We start from the raw sequence: 20,374 nt of genomic DNA on the forward strand, positions 1-20,374 counted from the left end.
TCGGGACCGATCAGGACGGTTCGGCCGCATTCGACCACCGGAACAGAGCATGTCCAGCGGAGCGTGATCGGTCTACGGTCGCGATGTGGGGTCCATTGTGCTGCTGCGACCGGTGTTCGAAGGCGACCTGACCGATCTCGATCGGATGCTCAACACCCGCGAGGCCTCCCACCCCTACAACTGGTTCGGCTACCAGGGGGCGGGGCACTTCCAGCGGCGCTGGGCGGAGACCGGGCTGATCTCGGACGCCGAGGGCGTGCTGCTGGTGGTCACCGAGCAGGATCCGCAGCGTCGGCTGGGGTTCGTGTCGTGGGCCAAGAACCCGACCGGCCAGACCTCGTACTGCTGGAACATCGGCATCACCTTGCTGCCGGAGGCCCGCGGGCGCGGCCACGGCACCGAGGCCCAGCGCCAGCTGGTGGCGTACCTGTTCGCCCACACCCAGGTGAACCGGGTCGAGGCGGGCACCGAGGTGGACAACCTCGCCGAGCAGCGCGCCCTCGCCAAGGCGGGTTTCACCAGGGAGGGCGTGCTGCGCGGCTGGTTGTTCCGCGACGGCCGGTGGCGGGACTGCGTGCGCTACAGCGTGCTGCGCGACGAGGTCGTCCCGCGCTGATCACTCCAGCTGCTCCTCCAGCCAGGTGGTGTGCACCGGGCCGCTGCGCAGCTTGTCGTTGCCGACGAGCCGGGAGTGCAACGGGATCGTGTTCGCCACGCCTTCGATGCGGAACTCCCGCAAGGCCTGCTCGGCTCGGGAGTACGCCTGGTCGCGGTCGGCACCCCAGCAGATCAGCTTCGCGATCATCGAGTCGTAGAACGGACTGATCCGGTCGCCGCGGGCCAGGCCGGTATCGACGCGGACGCCGGGCCCGCCCGGCAGGTCGAACGCGGTGACCTCGCCGGGTGACGGGGCGAAGCCGTTGTCCGGGTCCTCGGCGTTGATCCGCAGCTCGATCGCCGCGCCGGTGCGCACCAGCTCGTCCTGGGTGAACGAGATCGGCTTGCCCGCGGCGATCCGCAGTTGCTCGGCCACCAGGTCGACGCCGCTGATCGCCTCGCTGACGGGGTGTTCGACCTGGATTCGGGTGTTCATCTCCATGAAGTAGAAGCACTGGTCCTCGTCGACGAGGAACTCCACGGTGCCCGCGTTGCGGTAACCGACGTGCCGGGCGAGGCGGACCGCGGCCTCACCGATGCGCTGCCGGGTCTCCTCGTGCAGTCCCGGTGCCGGTGCCTCCTCCAGGAGCTTCTGCCTGCGGCGCTGCACCGAGCAGTCCCGCTCGAACAGGTGCACCACGTTGCCGTGGTCGTCGGCGAGCAGCTGCACCTCGATGTGCCGGGGGCGGGGCAGCGCCCGCTCCAGGTACGAGGTGCCGTCGCCGAACGCCGACCGCGCCTCCGCCTGCGCCGCCGGCAGCACGTCGGCGAGCTCCGCGGCCGAGGACACCGGCCGGATGCCGCGTCCGCCACCACCCGCGGCGGCCTTGACCAGCACCGGGTAGCCGAGTTCGTCGGCTGCGGCCTGCGCGGCGGCGAGGTCGGTCACCGGTGCGCTGCCCGGCACCACCGGCACGCCCGCCGCTTGCGCGGTGGCGCGCGCGGTGGCCTTGTCGCCCATCAGCTCGATCGCCGAGGCGGGCGGCCCGATCAGCACCAGGCCCGCGTCCTGCACGGCGCGCGCGAAGCGCGAGTTCTCCGACAGGAATCCGTACCCGGGGTGCACGGCGTCGGCGTGGGTGCTGCTCGCCGCCTCCAGCAGCGCGTCCACGTCGAGGTAGGACTTGGACGCGGGGGAGGCGCCGATGTGCACCGCGTGCTCGGCCAGCTGCACCCACCGGGAGTTCTTGTCGGCGTCGGAGTACACCGCCACCGCTTCGACTCCCGCGGCGTGGCAGGCGCGGATGATGCGCACCGCGATCTCGCCCCGGTTGGCCACGAGGACTCGTCCCGGCCCGGTCATGGCGACACGACCTCGACGACACCTTGACCGGCCTCCACCTCGTCCCCCTCTTCGAGCAGGAAGCGGCCGATGGTGCCCGCCTGCTCGGCTTTGATCTCGCTGAAGGTCTTCATCACTTCGATGAGCGCGATCGTCTGCCCTTGCTGGACCACGGCGCCTTCTTCGACGAACGGGTCCTGCTCGGGCGAGGGGCGACGGTAGAAGACGCCGGGAAGCGTGGCGTTCACAGTCGACATGGTGGCCTCCTCCATAACTATCGGGTGCGCTGCTCGCGGGGTGGGGGACTAGCTGACTGCGGCCCGGACCTTCTCCAACCGGATGCCGCGATCTCTGCGGGCGCTGATCGCGGCGTCGACGTCGACCGGTGTGAACGACACCCGGTCGCCGGTGCGGGCCTGCGCGATCCGGTCGCGGTCCACGGAGATCACGGTGCCCACGGTGGCGTAGCCGCCGCCGGTCACCGCGTCGCCGAGCAGCACGATCGGTTCGTTGCCCCCGGGTACCTGCACCGAGCCGATGGGGTAGCCCAGGTCGACCACGTTCGCCGGGTCGCTGCCCGCGCCGAACGGCGGATCGCGGTCGATGAAGTCGATGGTGCCGCCGCGCAGCCGGTAGCCGACGCGGTCGGCGTCCTTGGTGACCTTCCACTCGGTGTCCACGAAGGACTCCAGCGCGGCCTCGGTCAGCCGGTAGGAGCACAGGCCGATGACCAGGCGCAGTTCCGCCACCCCGCCGAGCGCGAGGCGCAGTCCCGCGGGCACCGAGCTGCCCGGGGCCGGTCCGGACACCGGCGGTGATCCCAGTGGTAGCCGGTCGTCGGTGCGCAGCGCGCGGCCCTGGAACCCGCCGATCCCGGTGAGCGTGTAGGTCGAGCGCGAGCCCAGGTACTCGGGGACCGCGATCCCGCCGCTGACGGCCACGTAGGGCCGGGCGCCGGAGGTGATCATCTCGAACGAGAGCACGTCGCCGGCGCGCACCGACAGCGTCTCCCACGGGGCGACCTGTTCGCCGTTGACGCGGGCCGGGGCCTCGGCGCCGGTGACGGCGATCAGCCGGTCGTCGGTGAACTCCAGCTCCGGGCCGATGTAGGTGGCTTCCAGCGCGGCGGCGCCGTCGGGGTTGCCCACGAGCAGGTTCGCGACGCGGTAGGAGTACTGGTCGAGGGCGCCGGACGGCGGCATGCCGATGGCGTACTGCCCGTCGCGGCCGGCGTCCTGGACCGTCGTGTAGAGGCCTCCGGAGCGCACGATGATCTCGCTCATCACAGCACCTCCAGCAGGGTGCGGTTGAAACCGTCCGGGTCGGCGAGGAACGCGCTCGGGGAGAACTCGACCTCGGCGGTGCGGTAGCGGAAGGTGCCCGCCTCCACCTCGCCGCGGATCCGGTCGTACTCGGCGCGATCGATGGCGCGGTAGTGCAGGATGTCGCTCGGTTTCGGGAAAGCGATGTGGTCGGCGAAGTCCGGCAAGGTCTGCGCGGCGTCGAAGACCGGCGCGGGCGCGATGCCGAACAGCTGGTATCCGCCGGCTCCGCGAACCGGATAGACCACCGAGAACGCGCCGCCGTAACCGAAGGCGCGTTCCGGCGTATCGGTGCGCGGGCGGACGTACTTGGGCACTTCGATCTGCCGCTCGCGGGGGACCATCTGATAGCAGAACGGCAATCCGGGGACGAATCCGAGCATCGTGACGATGAACGGAGATCCCGTGATCGAATCGATCAGCTCGGGCACTCCGCGAAATCCGTTGATCCGCGCCGCGTATTCAAGATCGGTTCCGGTGGGATCCTGGTGATTGTCGCGGAAGCGCATGAGCGTCTCCCGCGTCCACGGGTCGTCGAACAGGATCGGCACGTCGACGATCCGCGTCGGAACCGTGTGATCGTCGGGCAGGTCGCCCGCGGTGATCTCCAGTCCGCGCAGCTCATCGACCAGTTCCGCCGGGTGCACCCGGTCGGGGTCGAGCCTGATCATGTACGAGGCGTTGGACGGACAGATGTCGATGACGCCGTCGATGCCTTGCTCCCGGAGGGCCCCGGTGATCGCCATCGCCTTGAAATTGGCTTCCAGGCTCATTTCCTGATCGAGCTCGACGAAGATGAATTCATCGCCACCGAACTCGTACCGAGCGGGAGGCAGGTGCGTCGTAGTCGCTGCCATGTCGACCTCCTCAACCGGTTACGGAGGTGATCTGCCGTGTGCTTGAGCATGCGCCGAAGCCATTCCCGGCGCAGAACCTGGGATGCGAACTCGTTGGACGAATCGAAAAAAATCGCACGTTCGGGTCACCATAGCCCGAGTGCAACAGTGATCGGTACGCGCGAACGCACGCACTCGAATCGGCCGAAAGGACGCCCCAAGATCGGGAAAGGCATCGCGAAGACAACCGAACGGAGCACTGCGCGCGACGGGGGCGTGCGGGAACATGGCTCGTACCATCGGCGCGCGGCCGGGGATCATCGCAGTACAAGCCCCTGACGGGTCGCGTTCGGCAGCTGCGGGAGGTGGATCCGGTGCAGGGACTCGTGGATCTCAATGCGGACGCGGGCGAGAGCTTCGGCCGGTGGAAGCTGGGTGACGACGAACGGGTGATCCCGTTGGTCACTTCGGTGAACATCGCCTGCGGCTGGCACGCCGGTGATCCCGCGACCATGCGCGCCGCCCTGCGCATCGCCCGCGACGCGGGCGTGGCGGCGGGCGCGCACCCTGGATTCCCGGACCTGGCCGGATTCGGGCGCCGGGCGCTGACGATGAGCCCGCGGGAGGCGGCGGACGCCTGCCTCTACCAGTTCGGTGCCCTCCGGGCGCTCGCCGACGAGATGGGCGTCGCGATCACCCACGTCAAGCCGCACGGCGCGCTCTACGGGCTCACCGTGCGCGATCCGGCGGTGGCCGAGGCCGTCGGCACGGCCGTCGCCGCGGCGGCCCCCGGCGTGCCGGTGGTGCTGCTGGCGGGTCCGACCGCCGATCGGGTGGCCGAGCTCGGCGTGCCGGTGGTGCGGGAGGCGTTCGCGGACCTCGACTACGACGACGCCGGGCACATCATCATCGAACCGGACCCGGTCGCGAAGGACCCGCAGGCGTGCGCGCAGCAGGCGCTGTCGGTGCTGCGCGGCAAGGTCCACTCCGTCAGCGGTACCGCGGTGCCGGTGCGCGCGGACTCGATCTGCCTGCACGGGGATCGTCCGAACGCGGTGGAGGTGGCCAGGGCTGTGCGGGACGCGTTCGCCGCCGAAGGCGTGGAACTGGCGGCGATGCGCGCGGTGCTGGCGGATCGGGACTCCGGTGCGGCCTCCGCGGCGGGGACGGCGGAGACCGCACCGGCGTGACCGGATCGGGCCGGGCCGGTGGCGCGGCCCGACCCGATCATCCGATCACGTCGTCGGCAGCAGCTTCTCCTGCAGCGCCACCCGGTTGTCCGAGAAGTGATCGCCTTCCGGGCTGAACGGGGCGACCTCGTCCGGCACGCAGTCGGTGACGAGCAGCGTGTCGTCGCTGCGCTCCTCCGGGCCCGCCGCGATCATCGGCGTGCCGTCCGGCGCCCACACCCCGGAGTTGCCGCGGTACTGCCACTGCCCGCGTTCCGAGGTCTCCCAGCCGCGCCGGTTCACGTACGCGACGAACACCCGCCACACCGAGGCCATCGCCGGGATGATGTGCTCGGTCGCGTCCGGGTAGGGCACCTGGGTGGGGTTGCCGTCGTGCAGCGTGAAGTGGTGATCGGCGGCCGTCGGCCCCACCACGAGCCGCGCGCCACGACCCACCAGGCTCTGGTAGAGCGGCGGGAACTCGCACTCGTAGCAGTTGAGCAGGCCGACCGGGAACTGGTTGACCTTCACCACCGGCGGCAGCTCGGTGCCCGCGGTGAAGTTGATCCGCTCCGCCGCCCCGTACAGGTGGGTCTTGCGGTAGTTCGCGGCCAGCTCGCCGCCGAGGACCAGGGCGATGGAGTCGTGCACGGTGTCGGCCGCGCGGTCGAGCTCCACGTACGGCACCACGATCCCGATGTCGTGGGTGGCCGAGACGGCCTGCGCGGCCTGGATCGCCGCGCCGTCCTTCGGCTGGGCCAGCGCCCGCGCCTCCTGCGCGCCGAGCGAGTAGCCGGTGGTGTAGCACTCGGGGAAGGCGCACAGCTGAGCCTGGTAGCGGGCGGCGACTTCGACGACCTCCCGCATCCGGTTCAGGTTCGCCGTCACCGCCTCCGGGGTGCCCACCGGGTTCTCACCCTGGAAGAGCGCGAGCCGGACCCCGGTGCCCGGTTGCGGCGGTTCGGGGCGGGTGAGCTTGCTGGCGATGCGGATGGGGCGCAATGGTTCGTCCTCTCTGCGGGGAGTGCTGGTCATGCGGGGGTGGCGATGGCGCCGGACAGGTAGCCGCGGACCGCGCTGAGCAGGTCCTCGGCGTGCCCGGTGGTGAGTTCGTTGCGCACGACGATCCGGATCACGTCGGTCTGCTGGCGGTCCGGTGGCAGCGCGTACACCGGGACCGACCACCCGTGCGTGCCCAGGTGGTCGGCGAGTTCCCGCAACGTCCAGCGGTGCCTGCCGTCCCGTTGGGACAGCACCACGACGGGCAGGTCGCTGCCGTCGCCGAGGATCCGGAACGGCCCCATCTCGTCGAGCGACGCCGCCAGCGAGGTCGCGGTGGCACGGCTGCGCGCGTGCAGGTCGCGGAAGCCGTCGAAGCCGAGCCGCAGGAAGTTGTAGTACTGCAGCACCACCGGAGCGGCCGACCGGGAGAAGCTCAGCTCGTGGTTGGCCCGCGTGCTGCCCAGGTAGTTCGTGTCGAAGCTGAGCCAGTTCGTGCGGGCCTCCGGGTCGCGCCACAGGATCCAGCCGAGCCCGGCGGGGACCATGCCGTACTTGTGCCCCGAGGCGTTGATCGAGTGCACCCGGGGCAGCCGGAAGTCCCAGTTCAGCTCCGGATCGAGGAACGGTGCGACGAAACCGCCGGAGGCGGCGTCGACGTGGATCGGCACGTCCACCCCGGTCTCGGCGGCGAGCTCGTCGAGGGCGGCGGCGATCCCCGCGACCGGCTCGTAGCTGCCGTCGATCGTCGAGCCGAGCACGCTGACCACGCCGATGGTGTCCTCGTCGCACCGCTCCCTGGCCTGCTGCGCGCTCAGGTGCAGCAGGTCCTGCTGGGCGGGGGCGATGCGCGGTTCCACCTCCCAGTACCGGCAGAACTTGTGCCAGCACACGTGCGCGTTCGCGCCTAAGACCAGGTTCGGCTTGCGGCCGGCGGTGTCACCGCGGTGCCGCCACCGCCGCAGCAGCGACGTGCCCGCCAGCAGCGCGGCTTCGCTGGATCCGGTGGTGGCGGTGCCGACGGCGGTCGAGAGGTCGGCGTTCCACAGGCCCGCGAGGGTCTGCACGCAGTGGCGTTCGAGTTCGGTGGCTCCCGGATATTGATCTCTGTCGATGAGGTTGTACGGCAGGTAGTCGCTGAACAGCCGTTCGGCTTCCGGCTCGACGGTGCTGGTCAGAAAGGTGGCCAGGTTCGCGGCCGGGCTGATGTCCTCCCGGAGCTTGATCCGGACCGCGTTCGCGGCCGCCGAGGCGGTCCAGCCCTTGCTGGGCAGCGCTCCCGGCGCACGCGCGGTCGTCGTGGGTGGTGCGCTCGCCCGGCTTGCCGCCTGCGGACACGACATGGCGAAGACCTCCTTGATGAAGACTGCGACGTGATTCACGGGGGGCTGCGATCTCAGAAGGCATCGCAGCCGAGTGCAGCGGGAGGGATTGGGACGTGCGACGTCTCGAAACCTAAGCGCCGTGCGGCGGGGGCCGACATGGTCACAAAGACCTGCTGCGCCCGGCCTGGTCCTCCGAATGGCACCGAAGGACTGCCCCATTCGTGTCCTTGATTGCCGCATCCGGGGGAAATCGGTGGCCGGTCGGTCACTTCCGGAGGGGCTGCTGACGACATAGCCAGTGGAGGCAGCGACCGGTCCGGTGCAGGTGGGAAGGCCTTGCCCGGTGGTGAAGCGTCGGCCTGCGAACGGTGCTCGATCGACCTGGTCACGGCGGAGGTGCGCCGTGGTGCCCAGGTTCTGTGCCGGAACAACCATGCGTCGCGCGGGGGACCCGTGCGTCCGGACGCGGCGCGGTCGATGTCACCGAACCTGTGGGAGTCACCTGATGGCCAGTTCGTACCGGCGAGCCCTGGACACCGCGATCACCGCGATGATGCGGGAAGCGATCGAGCATTCCGCGGCGCTGGAGCAGGTGCTCGGGCAGGTGAACCAACTCGTGACCCTGCGGGTGCGCCTCGGGCACACCGGGCTGGTCGCAGGCGAGGTCTACCGGGACGCCCTGCAGCGGGCGGCGGGGGCCACCGGCGGCACGCCCGGGGCCCAGGTGGCGCCGCTGCTGCAGCGGCTCACCCCCCGGGAGCACGAAGTACTGGGACATCTGGTCCGCGGTAGTTCCAACCGGCAGATCGCGCGGTCGCTGGGGATCTCCGAGCGGACCGTGAAGAACCACCTGCGGGCGGTGTTCACCAAGCTGGAGGTCGCCGACCGCACCTCGGCCGCGGTCAAGGCGCTCACCGCGGGCCGGGGCCCCGGCGAGCCCGGCCCGGTGGTCGCGGCGGGCGCGTCGCTCGACGTGCGCGGCCCCGGCGCCCCCGAGCGGAACTGATCGGTCGACGGGGTCGGTCGGCGGGATCCGGCACCGCCGAAAGGAGTGATCTTCTACGCTCGGCGCATGCCCGCGCTCAGCCCTCGTTCGGTCCTCGAAGGCCGCAGCAGCAACCGGACACCGATCCCGTTCATCATCGGATTGATCGTGTGCGGCATCTGCATGCTGCTCGCCGTGACCTACTACCTGCTCTCCGGTGGGGTGCTCAGCACCGTGGTGGGCGGTCTGCTGGCGCTGCCGACGGTGGTGGTGCTGGTCGCGCTGGTGCTCCTGATGGACCGGCTGGAGCCCGAACCGCGGGTGAACCTGGTCCTGGCGTTCGCCTGGGGCGCGGGGGTGGCGATCGTCGGGTCGTTCATCGTGAACACGCTCGGCGGGGCGCTGCTGCAACCGGTGTACGGGGCGGAGCTCGGCAAGGTGCTCACCGCCTCGGTCGTGGCCCCGGTGGTGGAGGAGAGCTTCAAGGGCTTCTTCCTGCTGCTGATGCTGTGGTTCCGCCGGTTCGAGATCGACGGCCCGACCGACGGGCTGGTGTACGCGGGGCTGTGCGCGCTCGGCTTCGCGTTCGTGGAGAACGTCCTCTACTACCAGACCGGCCTGCTCGAAAGCGGGACCGGCGTCGCCGGAACCGTGCTGGTCCGCGGCGTGATCGCGCCGCTGGGACATCCGATCTACACGGCGATGACCGGTCTCGGCGTCGCGTACGCGGCGCGCAGCCGCAGCGCCGGGCGCGGTGTCGCGGTGATCGCAGGCTGGGTCGCGGCGGTGCTGCTGCACGCGCTGTGGAACTTCTCCACCGTGTTCGGCTTCGGCGGGCTGGCGCTGGCGTACCTGGTGCAGCTGGGCGTCCTGATCACGCTGGTGGTGATCGTGGTGCGGGACCGCAGGCGGCTCATCGGGCTGATCGGCACGCACCTGCCGCCGTACATCCCGAGCGGTCTGGTGCACGACAACGACGTGCGGATGCTCGCCACGATGCGGGGGCGCAGGCAGGCCCGGACCTGGGCGCGGGCGCAGGCCGGGTTGCCGGGCGTGCGCGCGATGTCGGACTACCAGCTGGCGGCGACGGAGCTGGCGCTGCTGCACGACCACGCGACGCGGGCGACGATCCCGGTGGCGCTGTTCCACTCGCGGCGCGATTCGATCCTCGGGCTGATGCGGGTGGCGCGCGACGCGTTCTTCCAGCGACGTCCGCAGCCGCAGGTGGCGCCGCCGCCGTGGTCGCGCACGGAGCAGTCCGGCTTCTTCCGCACCTCGCAGCTGCAGACGACGCGGATGCCGGTGTACCGCCCGCTCCCGCCGCCGCCCGGCCGCCCGTCCGCTCCGCGCGGTCCCGGAGGACCGTCCGAGCAGGCGACGGCGAAGTTCGGGACGGCGAAGCCGGAAGCGCCGGGACAGGGCGAGCAGGCCACCGCGCGGTTCGGGACGGCGAAGCCGGGTGCGCCGCAGCCTGGGCCGTCTCAGGCTGGACCGCCGCAGCCCGGACCGCCGCAGCCCGGGGCGTCACCGGCTGGTGGGAACCAGCCGGGACCGGGGCGGCAACGGCCTCCGCAGCAGCGTCCGATGCCGCCCGGCCGGCCGCCGAATCCGCCGCAGCCGCCACCGCCGTCCGGGCCTCCGTGGCAGTAGCGCCGCCCGCTACTGGGTGCGGATGCGCGGCCACAGCCGGGACCACGGCAGCGCCGGCCCGTCGTAGCGGATCACCGAGACGCCCTGCGCGAGGTTCACCAGGTCCAGTTCGGTCCGGACCGTCGCGAGCCGCCTGCTCGTGGCGAAGTACGGCTCCAGCGGCTCGGCCGCGCCCACGTACAGCAGCACCGTGGCGCTTTCCGGTGGAGCACCGAAGAACCAGTACCCGCGGTGCGGACTGCGCACGGCGGGCAGGCCGAACTCCGGTCCGAGCACGTCGAGCGCCGCCGCGAGGTGGTAGCTCTCGCCGACGATCGCGGTGCGCGCGCGGTCCTGGGGCGGCAGCGAGCGGTACGCGCGGGCGACGGTCTCGGCCAGTTCCGGCCAGCCCGTCTCGTAGAACTTGCTGTAGGACGCGAGCGGCGGGTGCGGTGCCGCGGCGGGCAGCGGGACGAGCGGGAGCAGGGCCAGCGGCAGGACCGCGGACAGCGCGCACGCGGGCCACGCCACCCACGACCAGCGGGTGCTCCCGGCCTCGCGGCGGTGCTGGAACCCGACCGCGCCCGCGGCGAACAGCATCCCGCACAGCCCCGACAGGTAGTTCGGGCGGCCACCGGCGAGCAGGTAGAACACGAGCAGGAGCAGCGTCGTCCCTGCGAGGAACCGCACGGGACGAAGTCGCTCGTCGCGCAGCAGGCACCAGAGCCCGAAGCAGCACAGCACCGCGCCCGCGACGGGTCCCGCGTAGAGCAGTGCCGTCGGCAGCAGCAGGAGCCTGCTGCTCTCCGCGCTGACCACCTCGCCCATGTCGCGCGCGGGCCAGCCGTGCCCGGCCTGCCAGACCAGCGCCGGAATCGACGCCACGGCCGCGAGCGCCACCCCCGCCCACAGCGCCGGGCGCCGCAGCATCGGACGCGGTCCGGCGACGAGCACGCTCAGGAACAGCGCCGCGCACAGCAGCACGATCTGGAACTTCGTCTGCACCCCGACGGCGGCGACCGCTCCGGCCGCGAGCAGCAGCCGGTCCCGCCGGACCCCCGCCTCGCGCAGCCGGACCCACCGCGCCACCAGCCACAGCAGCAGCACCCACTGCGCAGGTTCCACCGTGGCCGCCGCGAGCCAGTGCCCGCTCAGCAGCAGCCACGGCGACAGCGCGCACGCGGCGGCGGCGAGCACCTGGGCGCGCCGGTCGCCGCCGAACTCGCGGGCCAGCAGCGCGGTGCAGCAGATCCCGAACGCGGTGAGCAGCGCCGCGGGCAGCCGCAGCGCGAGCAGCGAGCCGGGCAGCACGGCGTCGATCCCGGCGGCCAGCAGCGGCACCAGCGGCTGCTGGTCCATGTACCCCCAGGCCAGGTGGTACTTGCCGGCGGCGAGGAAGTACAGCTCGTCGGAGAGGTAGCCGTACCGGCCGCTGATCAGCACCAGCAGCAGGCCGGTGAGCGCGGCGATCGCCGACACCGGACCCCGCGCGAACGGCGGTGGTGCGGCAGCGGGAGGCGCGGACGGCTCGCACGTCGGCTGCTCGGTCGGCGCTGGCACCCGATTCCCCTCGTCCGTTCCGGCCGGAGCGTGTCCCGGCGACGCGGCGCGAGTCTAGGGGGCCGTTCCGAAGGACCTGCGTAGTTGGTCGTTCAGCGGGTTCTCAGCGGTTTCCTCGCTGCGGGATCTTTTTCCCGAGCGGCTCCGCCACGAGGAAAAAGCTGTCCTCGCGAGGAAACCGCTGAGAACCCGCCGGTGGTCCAGCTGCGTGCGTGGTCACTGCTCAGCGGCTCCGCCACTGACAGGGCGAAGATCAAAAGATCACGCCCTACGAACCGGTCGGGCGGGGTGGACGGTCAGCGAGGGAGTGCCAGGGGTGGTCCAGGAAGGTCCGCCATGCGAGTTCCCAGGGGAAGCGGTGCAGGTGCTCTGCGCCCGTGCCGGGCTCGTGCTGCTCGTACACGTCCGGGCCGGCCAGCACCTCGACTCCCCAGCCGGAGAGCCGCCGCATCGCCTCCTGCACGGGCGGGAAGGAGATCTGCGCGCGGTTGGAGAACGGCATAGCCACCACCGGCTGCCGCTTGCCTACCGCCTCCACCAGCATCCCCAGCGGGAGCGTGTCGGAGATGCCCGCCGCCCACTTCGCGAGGCTGTTGCAGGTGATCGGCGCCGCGATCATGCCGTCGGCCGGGGGCAGCGCGTCGGCCGCGGCCGGGTCCTTGTACTCGCTGCGCACCGGATGGCCAGTCTTCGCGGCCAGCGACTCCACGTCGAGGAACCGCCTGCCGTCGGGGGAGGCGACCACGCACACCGCCCAGCCGTCGGCCTGGGCGAGCTCCACCAACCTGCCGATGTCCCGCGCCGCGGGTGAACCCATCCCGATCGCGTACAGCACGGGCTGTCCGTTGTCGTCCATCACGCCGCTCCCGAGCCGGACTTCAACGCCGGATGCCGCACCAGGCGGCGAAGTGGGACAGGCTGTTGGTCGACCGGGCGTCGCTGGCGGCCAGCGACTGCACCGTCTCGTGCACCTGCGGGTGGTAGCGGGTGAGCTGCGGCGCGATGCGCCGGGCCGTTTGCAGGCACTCCAGCGAGCGGCGGCGGTCGCCGTGCAGCAGCCAGCCGCGGGACAGGTCGATCCAGTAGTGCCCGCTGCGGCTCGGCGCGGTGTGCTCGGGCAGCTGCACGGTGGCGGCCCGGGTCACGGCGGTGGTGCCGTCGGCGAGTTCCACGGGGACCGCCACGCCGTGGATGTCGACGTTGGTGGCGCCGAACTTGGTGCCGTAGTGGTTGGCCTCGTCCTGCCCGTCGACGACCATCGCGCGGGCCTCCCGCAGGTGGGTGTCGGCGAGGTCGGCGTCGGCGGTGCGCGCCGCGAGGATGGCCGCGCGCAAGTGCACGGCTCCGCGCACGGCGGAGGTCGCCGGGGTCTCGGGCACCGGTTCCAGCAGGCCGAGCGAGCGGTCCAGCGACCGCAAACCGGCGTTGTAGGAGCCGTCGAACAGCAGCACCAGGGCGTGGTTCCACTCCGCGACGGAACCGCGCACCGGGTCGGCGCCGCGGGCCGCGGCGGCGCGGGCGCGCTCGTCGGCCAAGTGGCACAGGTCGAGGTGGCCCAGCCGGTAGAGCGCGATCATGGTGTAGGAGTACGCGGTCGCCAACAGCTCGTGCACCGCCGGATCCTCGGGGTGCGCCCTGGCCGCGTGGTGCAGGTGCCGCAGCAGGTCCGGCAGCGCCTGGACGGCCTCCGCGTGCCGGGTGCGCCGGTCCCATTCCTTGATGCGGGCGACGTCGGCGCGCAGGTCCTCGACGGCGCGCGGGTCGGTGTCCAGCTGCGGGTCGTCGCCCTCGACGAGCGCTTGGCGCAGCGCGGGCACGCCCGCCTGCTCGGAGGACGGGTTCGCCGGCCGGGTGTGGTGCGGTTGTTCGGTGAGGTCGGTGATGTTGACCGACATCGCGCGGGCCACGGCCGCGACGAAGGAATGGCTGGCCGCCCGCTCGCCGCGTTCCACCTTGCGCAGCAAGGAATAGGAAACGGCCGCGCGCACCGACAGCGCGCGTTGCGTCACGCCGTGGATCTTGCGCAGTTCGGCGATGCGGGAACCGATCCTGGTTGGATTGTCCGCGTCGCCTCCGTCTCCGGGACCCACCGGGACGAGGCCGTCGGTTTCCGTGCCGTTTTCGTGCGTCATGCTGTCTTCCCCCTCGTACGCCTGGCCCACGAAACCTGATCGGCTGCGGCCGGGCAATCGGAAGTCGTCGGCTGTGGCGATTGTGTGGCACTCCGATATCCGATTTCGGTCCACTGTCAGCTTATGCGATCAGCAGCTGAGAATCGGCGCGCATTCCTCGATTCCCGCCAGGACGGCGTGGGAGAGGAGACGACGAAGGGGGGTGACGCGGAGTCCGCGGTGCGGGCTTACCCGGAGCTGGCGGGTCTGAACGACCTGCGCTCGGCGGGGTGGTCCTTCCGGGCCTTCGCGGACGACGAGGGGGAGATCGGCGGCCTGGTCGGCTGGCGGGACGCCGCGACGTGCATGGACGTCCTGTGGATCTTCGACCAGGACGATTGCCGCGCGGCACGGTTCCTGCCAGCCGCGACGGCGGCTCCTGGGGAGATGGTGTGGAACCGGACGGGGGATCTGGCGACCTGCGTGGCGGCCGTGCTGGGGTTGCCCGGGACGTGACCGGCACGAGCTGAATTCCGAGCTGTGCGAGATGACCCGGCCATGGGGGTGGCCGGGTCATCCGTCGTTCGCGGGCACGGGGGTTCGCGGTGCGTTGTCACGGGCGCTGGAGTTCACTCGTCCGGCCTAGCGAGCGCCGGGTGTGAACGGTTTTCCCGTGGCTATGATCGAGCTCACATGATCGAATTAGCGAGGCTTTTTTGTGCGGCTTCGCGCGCATTGTCGTGAGGTCGGTCTACGTGTCGATGACGTCGTTTCGCGTGCGGGGGCGAGTTGGTTTTGCGGTCGATTTCGCGATGAAGTCGAGTCGGGCGATGGTGGAGTCCCGGAACTCCCATCGGACGATGGATGTCTTCCGGGTGGGATGAAATTGAGAAAGAGAATAGGGGATTCGTTCAGGTTTGGATGAAAAAGTCGTGATCCCGCCTGTCTGAGAACGCCAAGGTGACCGGCGAGTAACGCATTCGAGTCCCACCGGCTCCGGGCGGCCCGAGAGGGCGCCCAGGCGATGCGGCCCCGGTGTCGGTCGTCGTCGGCCGGGGTGGTCGCGCGGCAGGTCGGGGGCGGTGCCGCCCGGCCGTTCGGTCGGCGCGACGACGAGGTTCGGCCGTGCGGCCGAACCGCTCTTCGCCCGATGTGCCCGCCTTTCCCGCGAATCCTCGCGCGGAGTGGTCGAAATCCGGCTCGGGCGCCCGCGTTCGTCACTGCCGGTGATGGTGCGGTGACCGGAGCGGGGCGGCCGTCCCGGATTCCCGGGCGGTCCCGCGGAATCGGGGCCCGGAGCGTCCGGATGGGCGCCTGGCGGGGTGAGCGGGGAGGGTCGTCGCGGTTCTGACCAGGCTGACGATCCTATTTAACCCGGCAGTAGTGAATCGTCGTCGACAAGGCTCCGAAAAACCCCGAGGAATTCATGTTAGCTCGGCTCAGGAGACCGTCCCGCCCCTTGAGTCCCGCGTGTGGTCGGCGTAAGAACGCCGCACCGAGCTGTATCGTGCGCCACAGGGCGGCGGAGTGGCTTGCGGGCGTGCCCGCGAGCTGGAAAGGGAACGGGTCCATTGGTGACTACGAACGGGCACCAGCCTCCGGAGCAGACGGGGACCGGCGCGAGCGGGCCGGGCGCCAACGGCTCCGCGAACTCCCAGCGCACGAACGAGGACACCCCGAACGGCACGACGACGCGCAAGCTCAACCGCGTGGTGATCCGCTTCGCGGGGGACTCCGGCGACGGCATGCAGCTCACCGGCGATCGCTTCACCTCGGAGGCCGCGGCCTTCGGCAACGACCTCGCGACCCTGCCGAACTTCCCGGCCGAGATCCGCGCTCCCGCCGGGACGCTGCCGGGCGTGTCCAGCTTCCAGCTGCACTTCGCCGACTACGACATCCTCACCCCGGGCGACCGGCCGGACGTGCTGGTGGCGATGAACCCCGCCGCGCTGAAGTCCAACCTGGGCGACCTGCCGCACGGCGGCATCCTCATCGTCAACACCGACGAGTTCACCAAGCGCAACCTCACCAAGGTCGGCTACGCGCACAACCCGCTGGAGTCCGGCGAGCTCGAACCGTACGTGGTGCACCACGTCCCGATGGCGGAGCTGACCCGCGGCGCCGCGGAACCCGCCGGCGTCGGGCGCAAGGACGCCGAACGCGCGAAGAACATGTTCGCGCTCGGCCTGCTGTCGTGGATGTACCACCGGCCGACCGAGGGCACCGAGCGCTTCCTGCGGGAGAAGTTCGCGAAGAAGCCCGACATCGCCGAAGCCAACGTGCTCGCGTTCCGCGCGGGCTGGAACTACGGCGAGACCACCGAGGCGTTCGCGGTGACCTACGAGGTCGCGCCCGCGACGCTGCCGAACGGGACCTACCGCCAGATCACCGGCAACGTGGCGCTGGCCTACGGCCTGGTCGCCGCCGGGCAGCGCAGCGGGCTGCCGATGTTCCTGGGCACCTACCCGATCACCCCGGCCTCCGACGTGCTGCACGAGCTGGCCAAGCACAAGAACTTCGGCATCACGACCTTCCAGGCGGAGGACGAGATCGCCGGGGTCGGCGCGGCCCTGGGTGCCGCGTTCGGCGGATCGCTGGGGGTGACCACGACCTCCGGGCCGGGGCTGGCGCTGAAGTCGGAGACGATCGGGCTGGCGGTCACCCTGGAGCTGCCGCTGCTGATCTGCGACATCCAGCGCGGCGGCCCGTCCACCGGGCTGCCCACCAAGACCGAGCAGGCGGACCTGCTGCAGGCGCTCTACGGCCGCAACGGCGAGTCCCCGGTGCCGGTGCTCGCGCCGCAGTCCCCGGCGGACTGCTTCGACGTGGCGCTGGAGGCGGCGCGGATCGCGCTGCGCTACCGCACCCCGGTGCTGCTGCTGTCCGACGGGGCCATCGCCAACGGCTCCGAGCCGTGGCTGATCCCGGACATCACGAAGCTGCCGGACCTGCGGGTGACCTTCGCGACCGAGCCGAACGCGCCGGACGGTTCCGGTGACTTCTGGCCGTACGTGCGGGACCCGGAGACGCTGGCCCGCGAATGGGCGGTGCCGGGCAACCCCGGCACCGAGCACCGGATCGGCGGGCTGGAGAAGGCCGACGGCTCCGGCGCCATCTCCTACGACCCGGACAACCACGACAAGATGGTGCGGCTGCGCCAGGCGAAGATCGACGGCGTCGAGGTGCCCGACCTCGAAGTGGACGACCCGTCCGGGCGGGCCGAGGTGCTGGTGCTGGGCTGGGGCTCGTCCTACGGCCCGATCGGCGCCGCCTGCCGCCGGGTGCGCGGGCAGGGCGTGCCGATCGCGCAGGCACACCTGCGGTACCTGAACCCGATGCCGGGGAATCTCGGCGAGGTGCTGCGGCGTTACGACAAGGTGATCGTGCCGGAGATGAACCTCGGCCAGCTGGCGATGCTGCTGCGGTCCCGCTTCCTGGTGGACGTGCACAGCCACACGAAGGTCGCGGGTCTCCCGTTCCAAGCGGAGGAACTCCAGAACGTGCTCACCGATGTGGTGCAAGGAGTGTCGGCGTGACGACGACGGACCTCGGACTGCCGGAGGTGGGCGGCCTGCACGGCGTGCCCACCAGCGACGAGAAGCAGACCGCGAAGGACTACAAGTCCGACCAGGAAGTGCGCTGGTGCCCCGGTTGCGGCGACTACATCGTGCTCAACGCGGTGCAGAGCTTCCTCCCGACGCTGGGGCTCAAGCGGGAGAACATCGTGTTCATCTCGGGCATCGGCTGCTCCAGCCGGTTCCCGTACTACATGAACACCTACGGGATGCACTCGATCCACGGGCGCGCCCCGGCGATCGCGACGGGACTGGCCACCCAGCGCCCGGACCTGTCGGTGTGGGTGGTCACCGGGGACGGCGACGCGCTGTCCATCGGCGGCAACCACCTGATCCACGCGTTGCGGCGCAACGTGAACCTGAAGATCCTGCTGTTCAACAACCGGATCTACGGCCTGACGAAGGGCCAGTACTCGCCGACCTCCGAGGTCGGCAAGGTCACCAAGTCGACGCCCGCGGGTTCGCTGGACACGCCGTTCAACCCGGTGTCGCTGGCGCTGGGCGCGGAGGCGAGCTTCGTGGCGCGAACGCTGGACTCGGACCGGGCGCACGTGACGGAGACCTTGCAGGCCGCGGCCGAGCACCGGGGCAGCGCGCTGGTGGAGATCTACCAGAACTGCCCGATCTTCAACGACGGCGCGTTCGACGTGCTCAAGGACAAGGACGAGAAGCAGCGCCGCATCATCCCGCTGAGCCACGGCGAACCCATCGTGTTCGGCCCGGAGGGCGAGCAGTCCGCCGTGGTGCGCAACGCGGCCGGTGAGCTGGCGGTGGCGCCGTTCGCCGAGGTGGCCTCCGGCGACGTGGTCGTGCACGACGCGGAACGCGAGGACAGCTCCTTCGCCTACGCGCTGTCCAGGCTGGGAGGGGTGAACCTGGATCCGACCGTGACCGGCGTGTTCCGCTCGGTGTCGCGCCCCACCTACGACGACGCCGCCCGCCAGCAGACGTCGGCGGCGCGGCAGAGCAACCCGCCGGACCTGCAGGGCCTGCTCACGGGCAACGACACCTGGACGATCTGAGCGGCGCGGGCGGGCCGTCGGTGGGCGGCCCGCTCAGTCCCCGGAGGCCCGCCGCTTGCGGGCCACCAGGGAGTCGATCAGCCGGGGCAGGTGCTCGGCGAACAGCCACAGGCTCAGCAGCAGCACCGTCCAGGACGCGCCGAGCGTCCACCCGGCCAGCACGTCGGTGGGGGAGTGCACGCCGAGCATCACCCGGCTGAACCCGGTGATCACGATCGCGAGCACGGCGGCGGTGAACAGGGCGTTGCGGGCCCACCGGGTGCGCAGCAGCCGCAGCGCGAACGCGCCGAGCATGAGGTAGAGCGCGGCGGCGTGCGCCGAATGCCCCGAGGGGAAGCCGAATCCGTCCTCGACGACGACCGCGTCCACCACGAGCGGTCGCGGCCGGGCGATCATGATCTTGATGAGGTACACGGCGAGCCCAGTGCCGGCTGACGACAGCGCCAGCAGCACCAGCGGCGACCACCGGTGCCGGGTGACGCCGATCAGCACGCCGATCGCGAGGCTCAACGGCAGCACCACCAGCACGTCGCCGAGCCAGGTGAGCACCGCCAGCGCCCCCACCAGCAGCCCGGAGCGCAGGCCCAGCGACACCCGCAGCAGGTGCTCGTCGAGGCGGACCAGCGGACCGCCCTGGTAGACCTGCTCGGTGAGCCCGGTGAAGCACCACACGCCCAGCGCGCTCAGCAGCAGGCCCAGCACCACCGGCAGCCACGGGTAGGCGGCGATCAGATCGCGGATTCCGGCCTGCGGCGGCGCGGAGTCGGAGTCCCGGCGCGCACGCGACTCGGGAACGTGCCCGTTCCGGCTCGCGGCGGTGCCGAGGTCGTCGTCCGGGGCCGGGTCGGCGGGCCCGTCCTGGTGTGCTGGTTCTCGACGGGAGGCCGCGGCCACTGTCAACTCCTCGGCGTGCTCGTGGTCCGGTGCGCTGATTCGCCCGATCCTACCGATCGCCCCGAAACGGGCAGTTGATCACCTCTCCGCGGTGCCGTCTCGTGCAACCGGGTTACCCGGGCTCACCCGCGCGACCGGTCCGCGCCGCAGCCCGCCGTGCGACGGTCCGCCGAGGACGTGACCAGAAGGGCGGCCGGTGATGACCCGGACAGCGCAACAGCCCACCCGGCGACGGGTGCCGCAGTCGTTCCCGTACGTGCTGATGTACCACTCGGTGTCCGAGTACACCGACGACCCGTACCTGGTCACGGTGGAACCGGCGCGGTTCGAACGGCAGCTGCGCTGGCTGCGGGCGCGCGGGTGCACCGGGGTGTCGATGCGGGAACTGCTGGCCGCCCGCCGCGCGGGGCGGGGCCGGGGCCTGGTGGGGCTGACCTTCGACGACGCCTACACCGACTTCGCCGACACGGTCCACCCGCTGCTGCGCCGGTACGGCTGGACGGCGACCGTGTTCGTGATCTCCGGGATGATGGGCGGGCACAACGACTGGGACCCGGCGGGCCCGCGCAAATCGCTGATGACAGAGGACGAGGTCGCCAGGGTCGCGGCCGAGGGCATGGAGATCGGCTCGCACAGCGTCGGGCACCGCCGGTTGACGGAGCTGGACCCGGTCGAGCTGGCCGCCGAGGTCGGCAAGAGCCGCCCGGTGCTGCAAGCGCTGTCCGGCCAGCCGGTCAACGGGTTCTGCTACCCGTACGGCGCCGTGGACGCCGCCGCGGTCGGCGCGGTGCGGGAAGCCGGCTACGGCTACGGCTGCGCGATCTGGCGCTGCGAGTTCTCGGGCCCGCACGCGCTGCCGCGCACCTACGTCGGCGATCGGGACGGCGCGCTGCGGCTCGACGCGAAACGCGTCCGGCACGGGCTCACCGCCACCCGCGCGGCGGAGATCCCCGCGCCGAGATTCCTGCGGTTTCGGTAGGGGCGCTACCGCCGTTGGGGGAGCGGTCC

General features: G+C 71.3%; 18 protein-coding genes. 8 read left to right on the top strand and 10 right to left on the bottom strand.

Going from position 1 to position 20,374, the window contains the following annotated elements:
- The first annotated feature begins 85 nt into the window (after positions 1–85).
- On the top strand, positions 86–616 hold the full coding sequence (locus BJ969_RS11415; RefSeq protein WP_343071346.1) for a GNAT family N-acetyltransferase: 531 nt from the start codon (positions 86–88) through the stop codon (positions 614–616).
- Here the strand turns inward: BJ969_RS11415 and BJ969_RS11420 are convergent, their stop codons facing one another.
- The 4 genes from BJ969_RS11420 to BJ969_RS11435 are packed head-to-tail and all read right to left on the bottom strand — an operon-like array spanning position 617 to position 4,118.
- A complete protein-coding gene (locus BJ969_RS11420; RefSeq protein WP_184478914.1) occupies positions 617–1,960 on the bottom strand; it encodes an acetyl-CoA carboxylase biotin carboxylase subunit in 1,344 nt (447 codons plus the stop codon).
- Positions 1,957–2,196, bottom strand: coding sequence for an acetyl-CoA carboxylase (locus BJ969_RS11425; protein ID WP_184478915.1), 240 nt, complete (start codon positions 2,194–2,196; stop codon positions 1,957–1,959). Before BJ969_RS11425 ends, BJ969_RS11420 begins: the two co-directional genes overlap by 4 nt.
- Positions 2,197–2,244: 48 nt before the next feature.
- The gene (locus BJ969_RS11430) at positions 2,245–3,222 is read right to left on the bottom strand and encodes a 5-oxoprolinase subunit C family protein (RefSeq protein ID WP_184478916.1); all 978 of its coding nucleotides are present in this window, start codon (positions 3,220–3,222) and stop codon (positions 2,245–2,247) included.
- Positions 3,222–4,118: a 5-oxoprolinase subunit B family protein gene (locus BJ969_RS11435; protein WP_184478917.1), complete on the bottom strand. Its 897-nt coding sequence runs from the start codon at positions 4,116–4,118 to the stop codon at positions 3,222–3,224. Before BJ969_RS11435 ends, BJ969_RS11430 begins: the two co-directional genes overlap by 1 nt.
- A 353-nt stretch (positions 4,119–4,471) precedes the next feature.
- Between BJ969_RS11435 and BJ969_RS11440 the strand changes: the two genes are divergently transcribed.
- Positions 4,472–5,287 (top strand): 5-oxoprolinase subunit PxpA, encoded by an 816-nt coding sequence (locus BJ969_RS11440; RefSeq protein ID WP_184478918.1) that lies wholly within the window; start codon positions 4,472–4,474, stop codon positions 5,285–5,287.
- Between the two features lie 45 nt (positions 5,288–5,332).
- On the opposite strand, the gene BJ969_RS11445 is transcribed toward BJ969_RS11440, so the two are convergent.
- Together BJ969_RS11445 and gad are read right to left on the bottom strand one after the other, a co-directional pair.
- Positions 5,333–6,301, bottom strand: coding sequence for a nitrilase-related carbon-nitrogen hydrolase (locus tag BJ969_RS11445; protein WP_246456746.1), 969 nt, complete (start codon positions 6,299–6,301; stop codon positions 5,333–5,335).
- Entirely contained in the window at positions 6,298–7,608 is a 1,311-nt protein-coding gene (gene gad / locus BJ969_RS11450) for a glutamate decarboxylase (RefSeq protein WP_184478919.1), read from the bottom strand. The genes BJ969_RS11445 and gad overlap by 4 nt, the downstream gene beginning before the upstream one ends.
- Positions 7,609–8,095: 487 nt before the next feature.
- Between gad and BJ969_RS11455 the strand changes: the two genes are divergently transcribed.
- Positions 8,096–8,596: a helix-turn-helix transcriptional regulator gene (locus BJ969_RS11455; RefSeq protein WP_184478920.1), complete on the top strand. Its 501-nt coding sequence runs from the start codon at positions 8,096–8,098 to the stop codon at positions 8,594–8,596.
- Between the two features lie 66 nt (positions 8,597–8,662).
- Entirely contained in the window at positions 8,663–10,225 is a 1,563-nt protein-coding gene (locus tag BJ969_RS11460) for a PrsW family intramembrane metalloprotease (protein ID WP_184478921.1), read from the top strand.
- 9 nt (positions 10,226–10,234) lie between these two features.
- On the opposite strand, the gene BJ969_RS11465 is transcribed toward BJ969_RS11460, so the two are convergent.
- The 3 genes from BJ969_RS11465 to BJ969_RS11475 form a co-directional block, all read right to left on the bottom strand.
- Positions 10,235–11,764 carry a glycosyltransferase family 39 protein gene (locus BJ969_RS11465; RefSeq protein WP_343071347.1) on the bottom strand — a complete coding sequence of 510 codons (1,530 nt, stop codon included), beginning with the start codon at positions 11,762–11,764 and terminating at the stop codon, positions 10,235–10,237.
- Positions 11,765–12,032: 268 nt separating this feature from the next.
- On the bottom strand, positions 12,033–12,620 hold the full coding sequence (locus BJ969_RS11470; protein ID WP_184478922.1) for a flavoprotein: 588 nt from the start codon (positions 12,618–12,620) through the stop codon (positions 12,033–12,035).
- 22 nt (positions 12,621–12,642) lie between these two features.
- Positions 12,643–13,896: a helix-turn-helix domain-containing protein gene (locus tag BJ969_RS11475; protein ID WP_184478923.1), complete on the bottom strand. Its 1,254-nt coding sequence runs from the start codon at positions 13,894–13,896 to the stop codon at positions 12,643–12,645.
- Positions 13,897–14,115: 219 nt separating this feature from the next.
- Between BJ969_RS11475 and BJ969_RS11480 the strand changes: the two genes are divergently transcribed.
- From BJ969_RS11480 to BJ969_RS11490, 3 genes are all read left to right on the top strand, one after another.
- Positions 14,116–14,391: a hypothetical protein gene (locus BJ969_RS11480; protein ID WP_184478924.1), complete on the top strand. Its 276-nt coding sequence runs from the start codon at positions 14,116–14,118 to the stop codon at positions 14,389–14,391.
- A gap of 1,193 nt (positions 14,392–15,584) precedes the next feature.
- Positions 15,585–17,411, top strand: coding sequence for a 2-oxoacid:acceptor oxidoreductase subunit alpha (locus tag BJ969_RS11485; protein ID WP_425503602.1), 1,827 nt, complete (start codon positions 15,585–15,587; stop codon positions 17,409–17,411).
- Complete coding sequence (locus BJ969_RS11490; RefSeq protein WP_184478926.1) at positions 17,408–18,472, top strand: thiamine pyrophosphate-dependent enzyme; 1,065 nt, start codon at positions 17,408–17,410, stop codon at positions 18,470–18,472. The genes BJ969_RS11485 and BJ969_RS11490 overlap by 4 nt, the downstream gene beginning before the upstream one ends.
- A 33-nt stretch (positions 18,473–18,505) precedes the next feature.
- On the opposite strand, the gene BJ969_RS30800 is transcribed toward BJ969_RS11490, so the two are convergent.
- Positions 18,506–19,366, bottom strand: coding sequence for a phosphatase PAP2 family protein (locus BJ969_RS30800; RefSeq protein WP_184478927.1), 861 nt, complete (start codon positions 19,364–19,366; stop codon positions 18,506–18,508).
- Between the two features lie 199 nt (positions 19,367–19,565).
- On the opposite strand from BJ969_RS30800, the gene BJ969_RS11500 reads away from it, so the two are divergent.
- Positions 19,566–20,345 (top strand): polysaccharide deacetylase family protein, encoded by a 780-nt coding sequence (locus BJ969_RS11500; protein ID WP_221315782.1) that lies wholly within the window; start codon positions 19,566–19,568, stop codon positions 20,343–20,345.
- Positions 20,346–20,374 lie beyond the last annotated feature (29 nt).

The sequence above is a fragment of the Saccharopolyspora gloriosae genome (genome assembly GCF_014203325.1).
Taxonomy (GTDB): domain Bacteria; phylum Actinomycetota; class Actinomycetes; order Mycobacteriales; family Pseudonocardiaceae; genus Saccharopolyspora_C; species Saccharopolyspora_C gloriosae.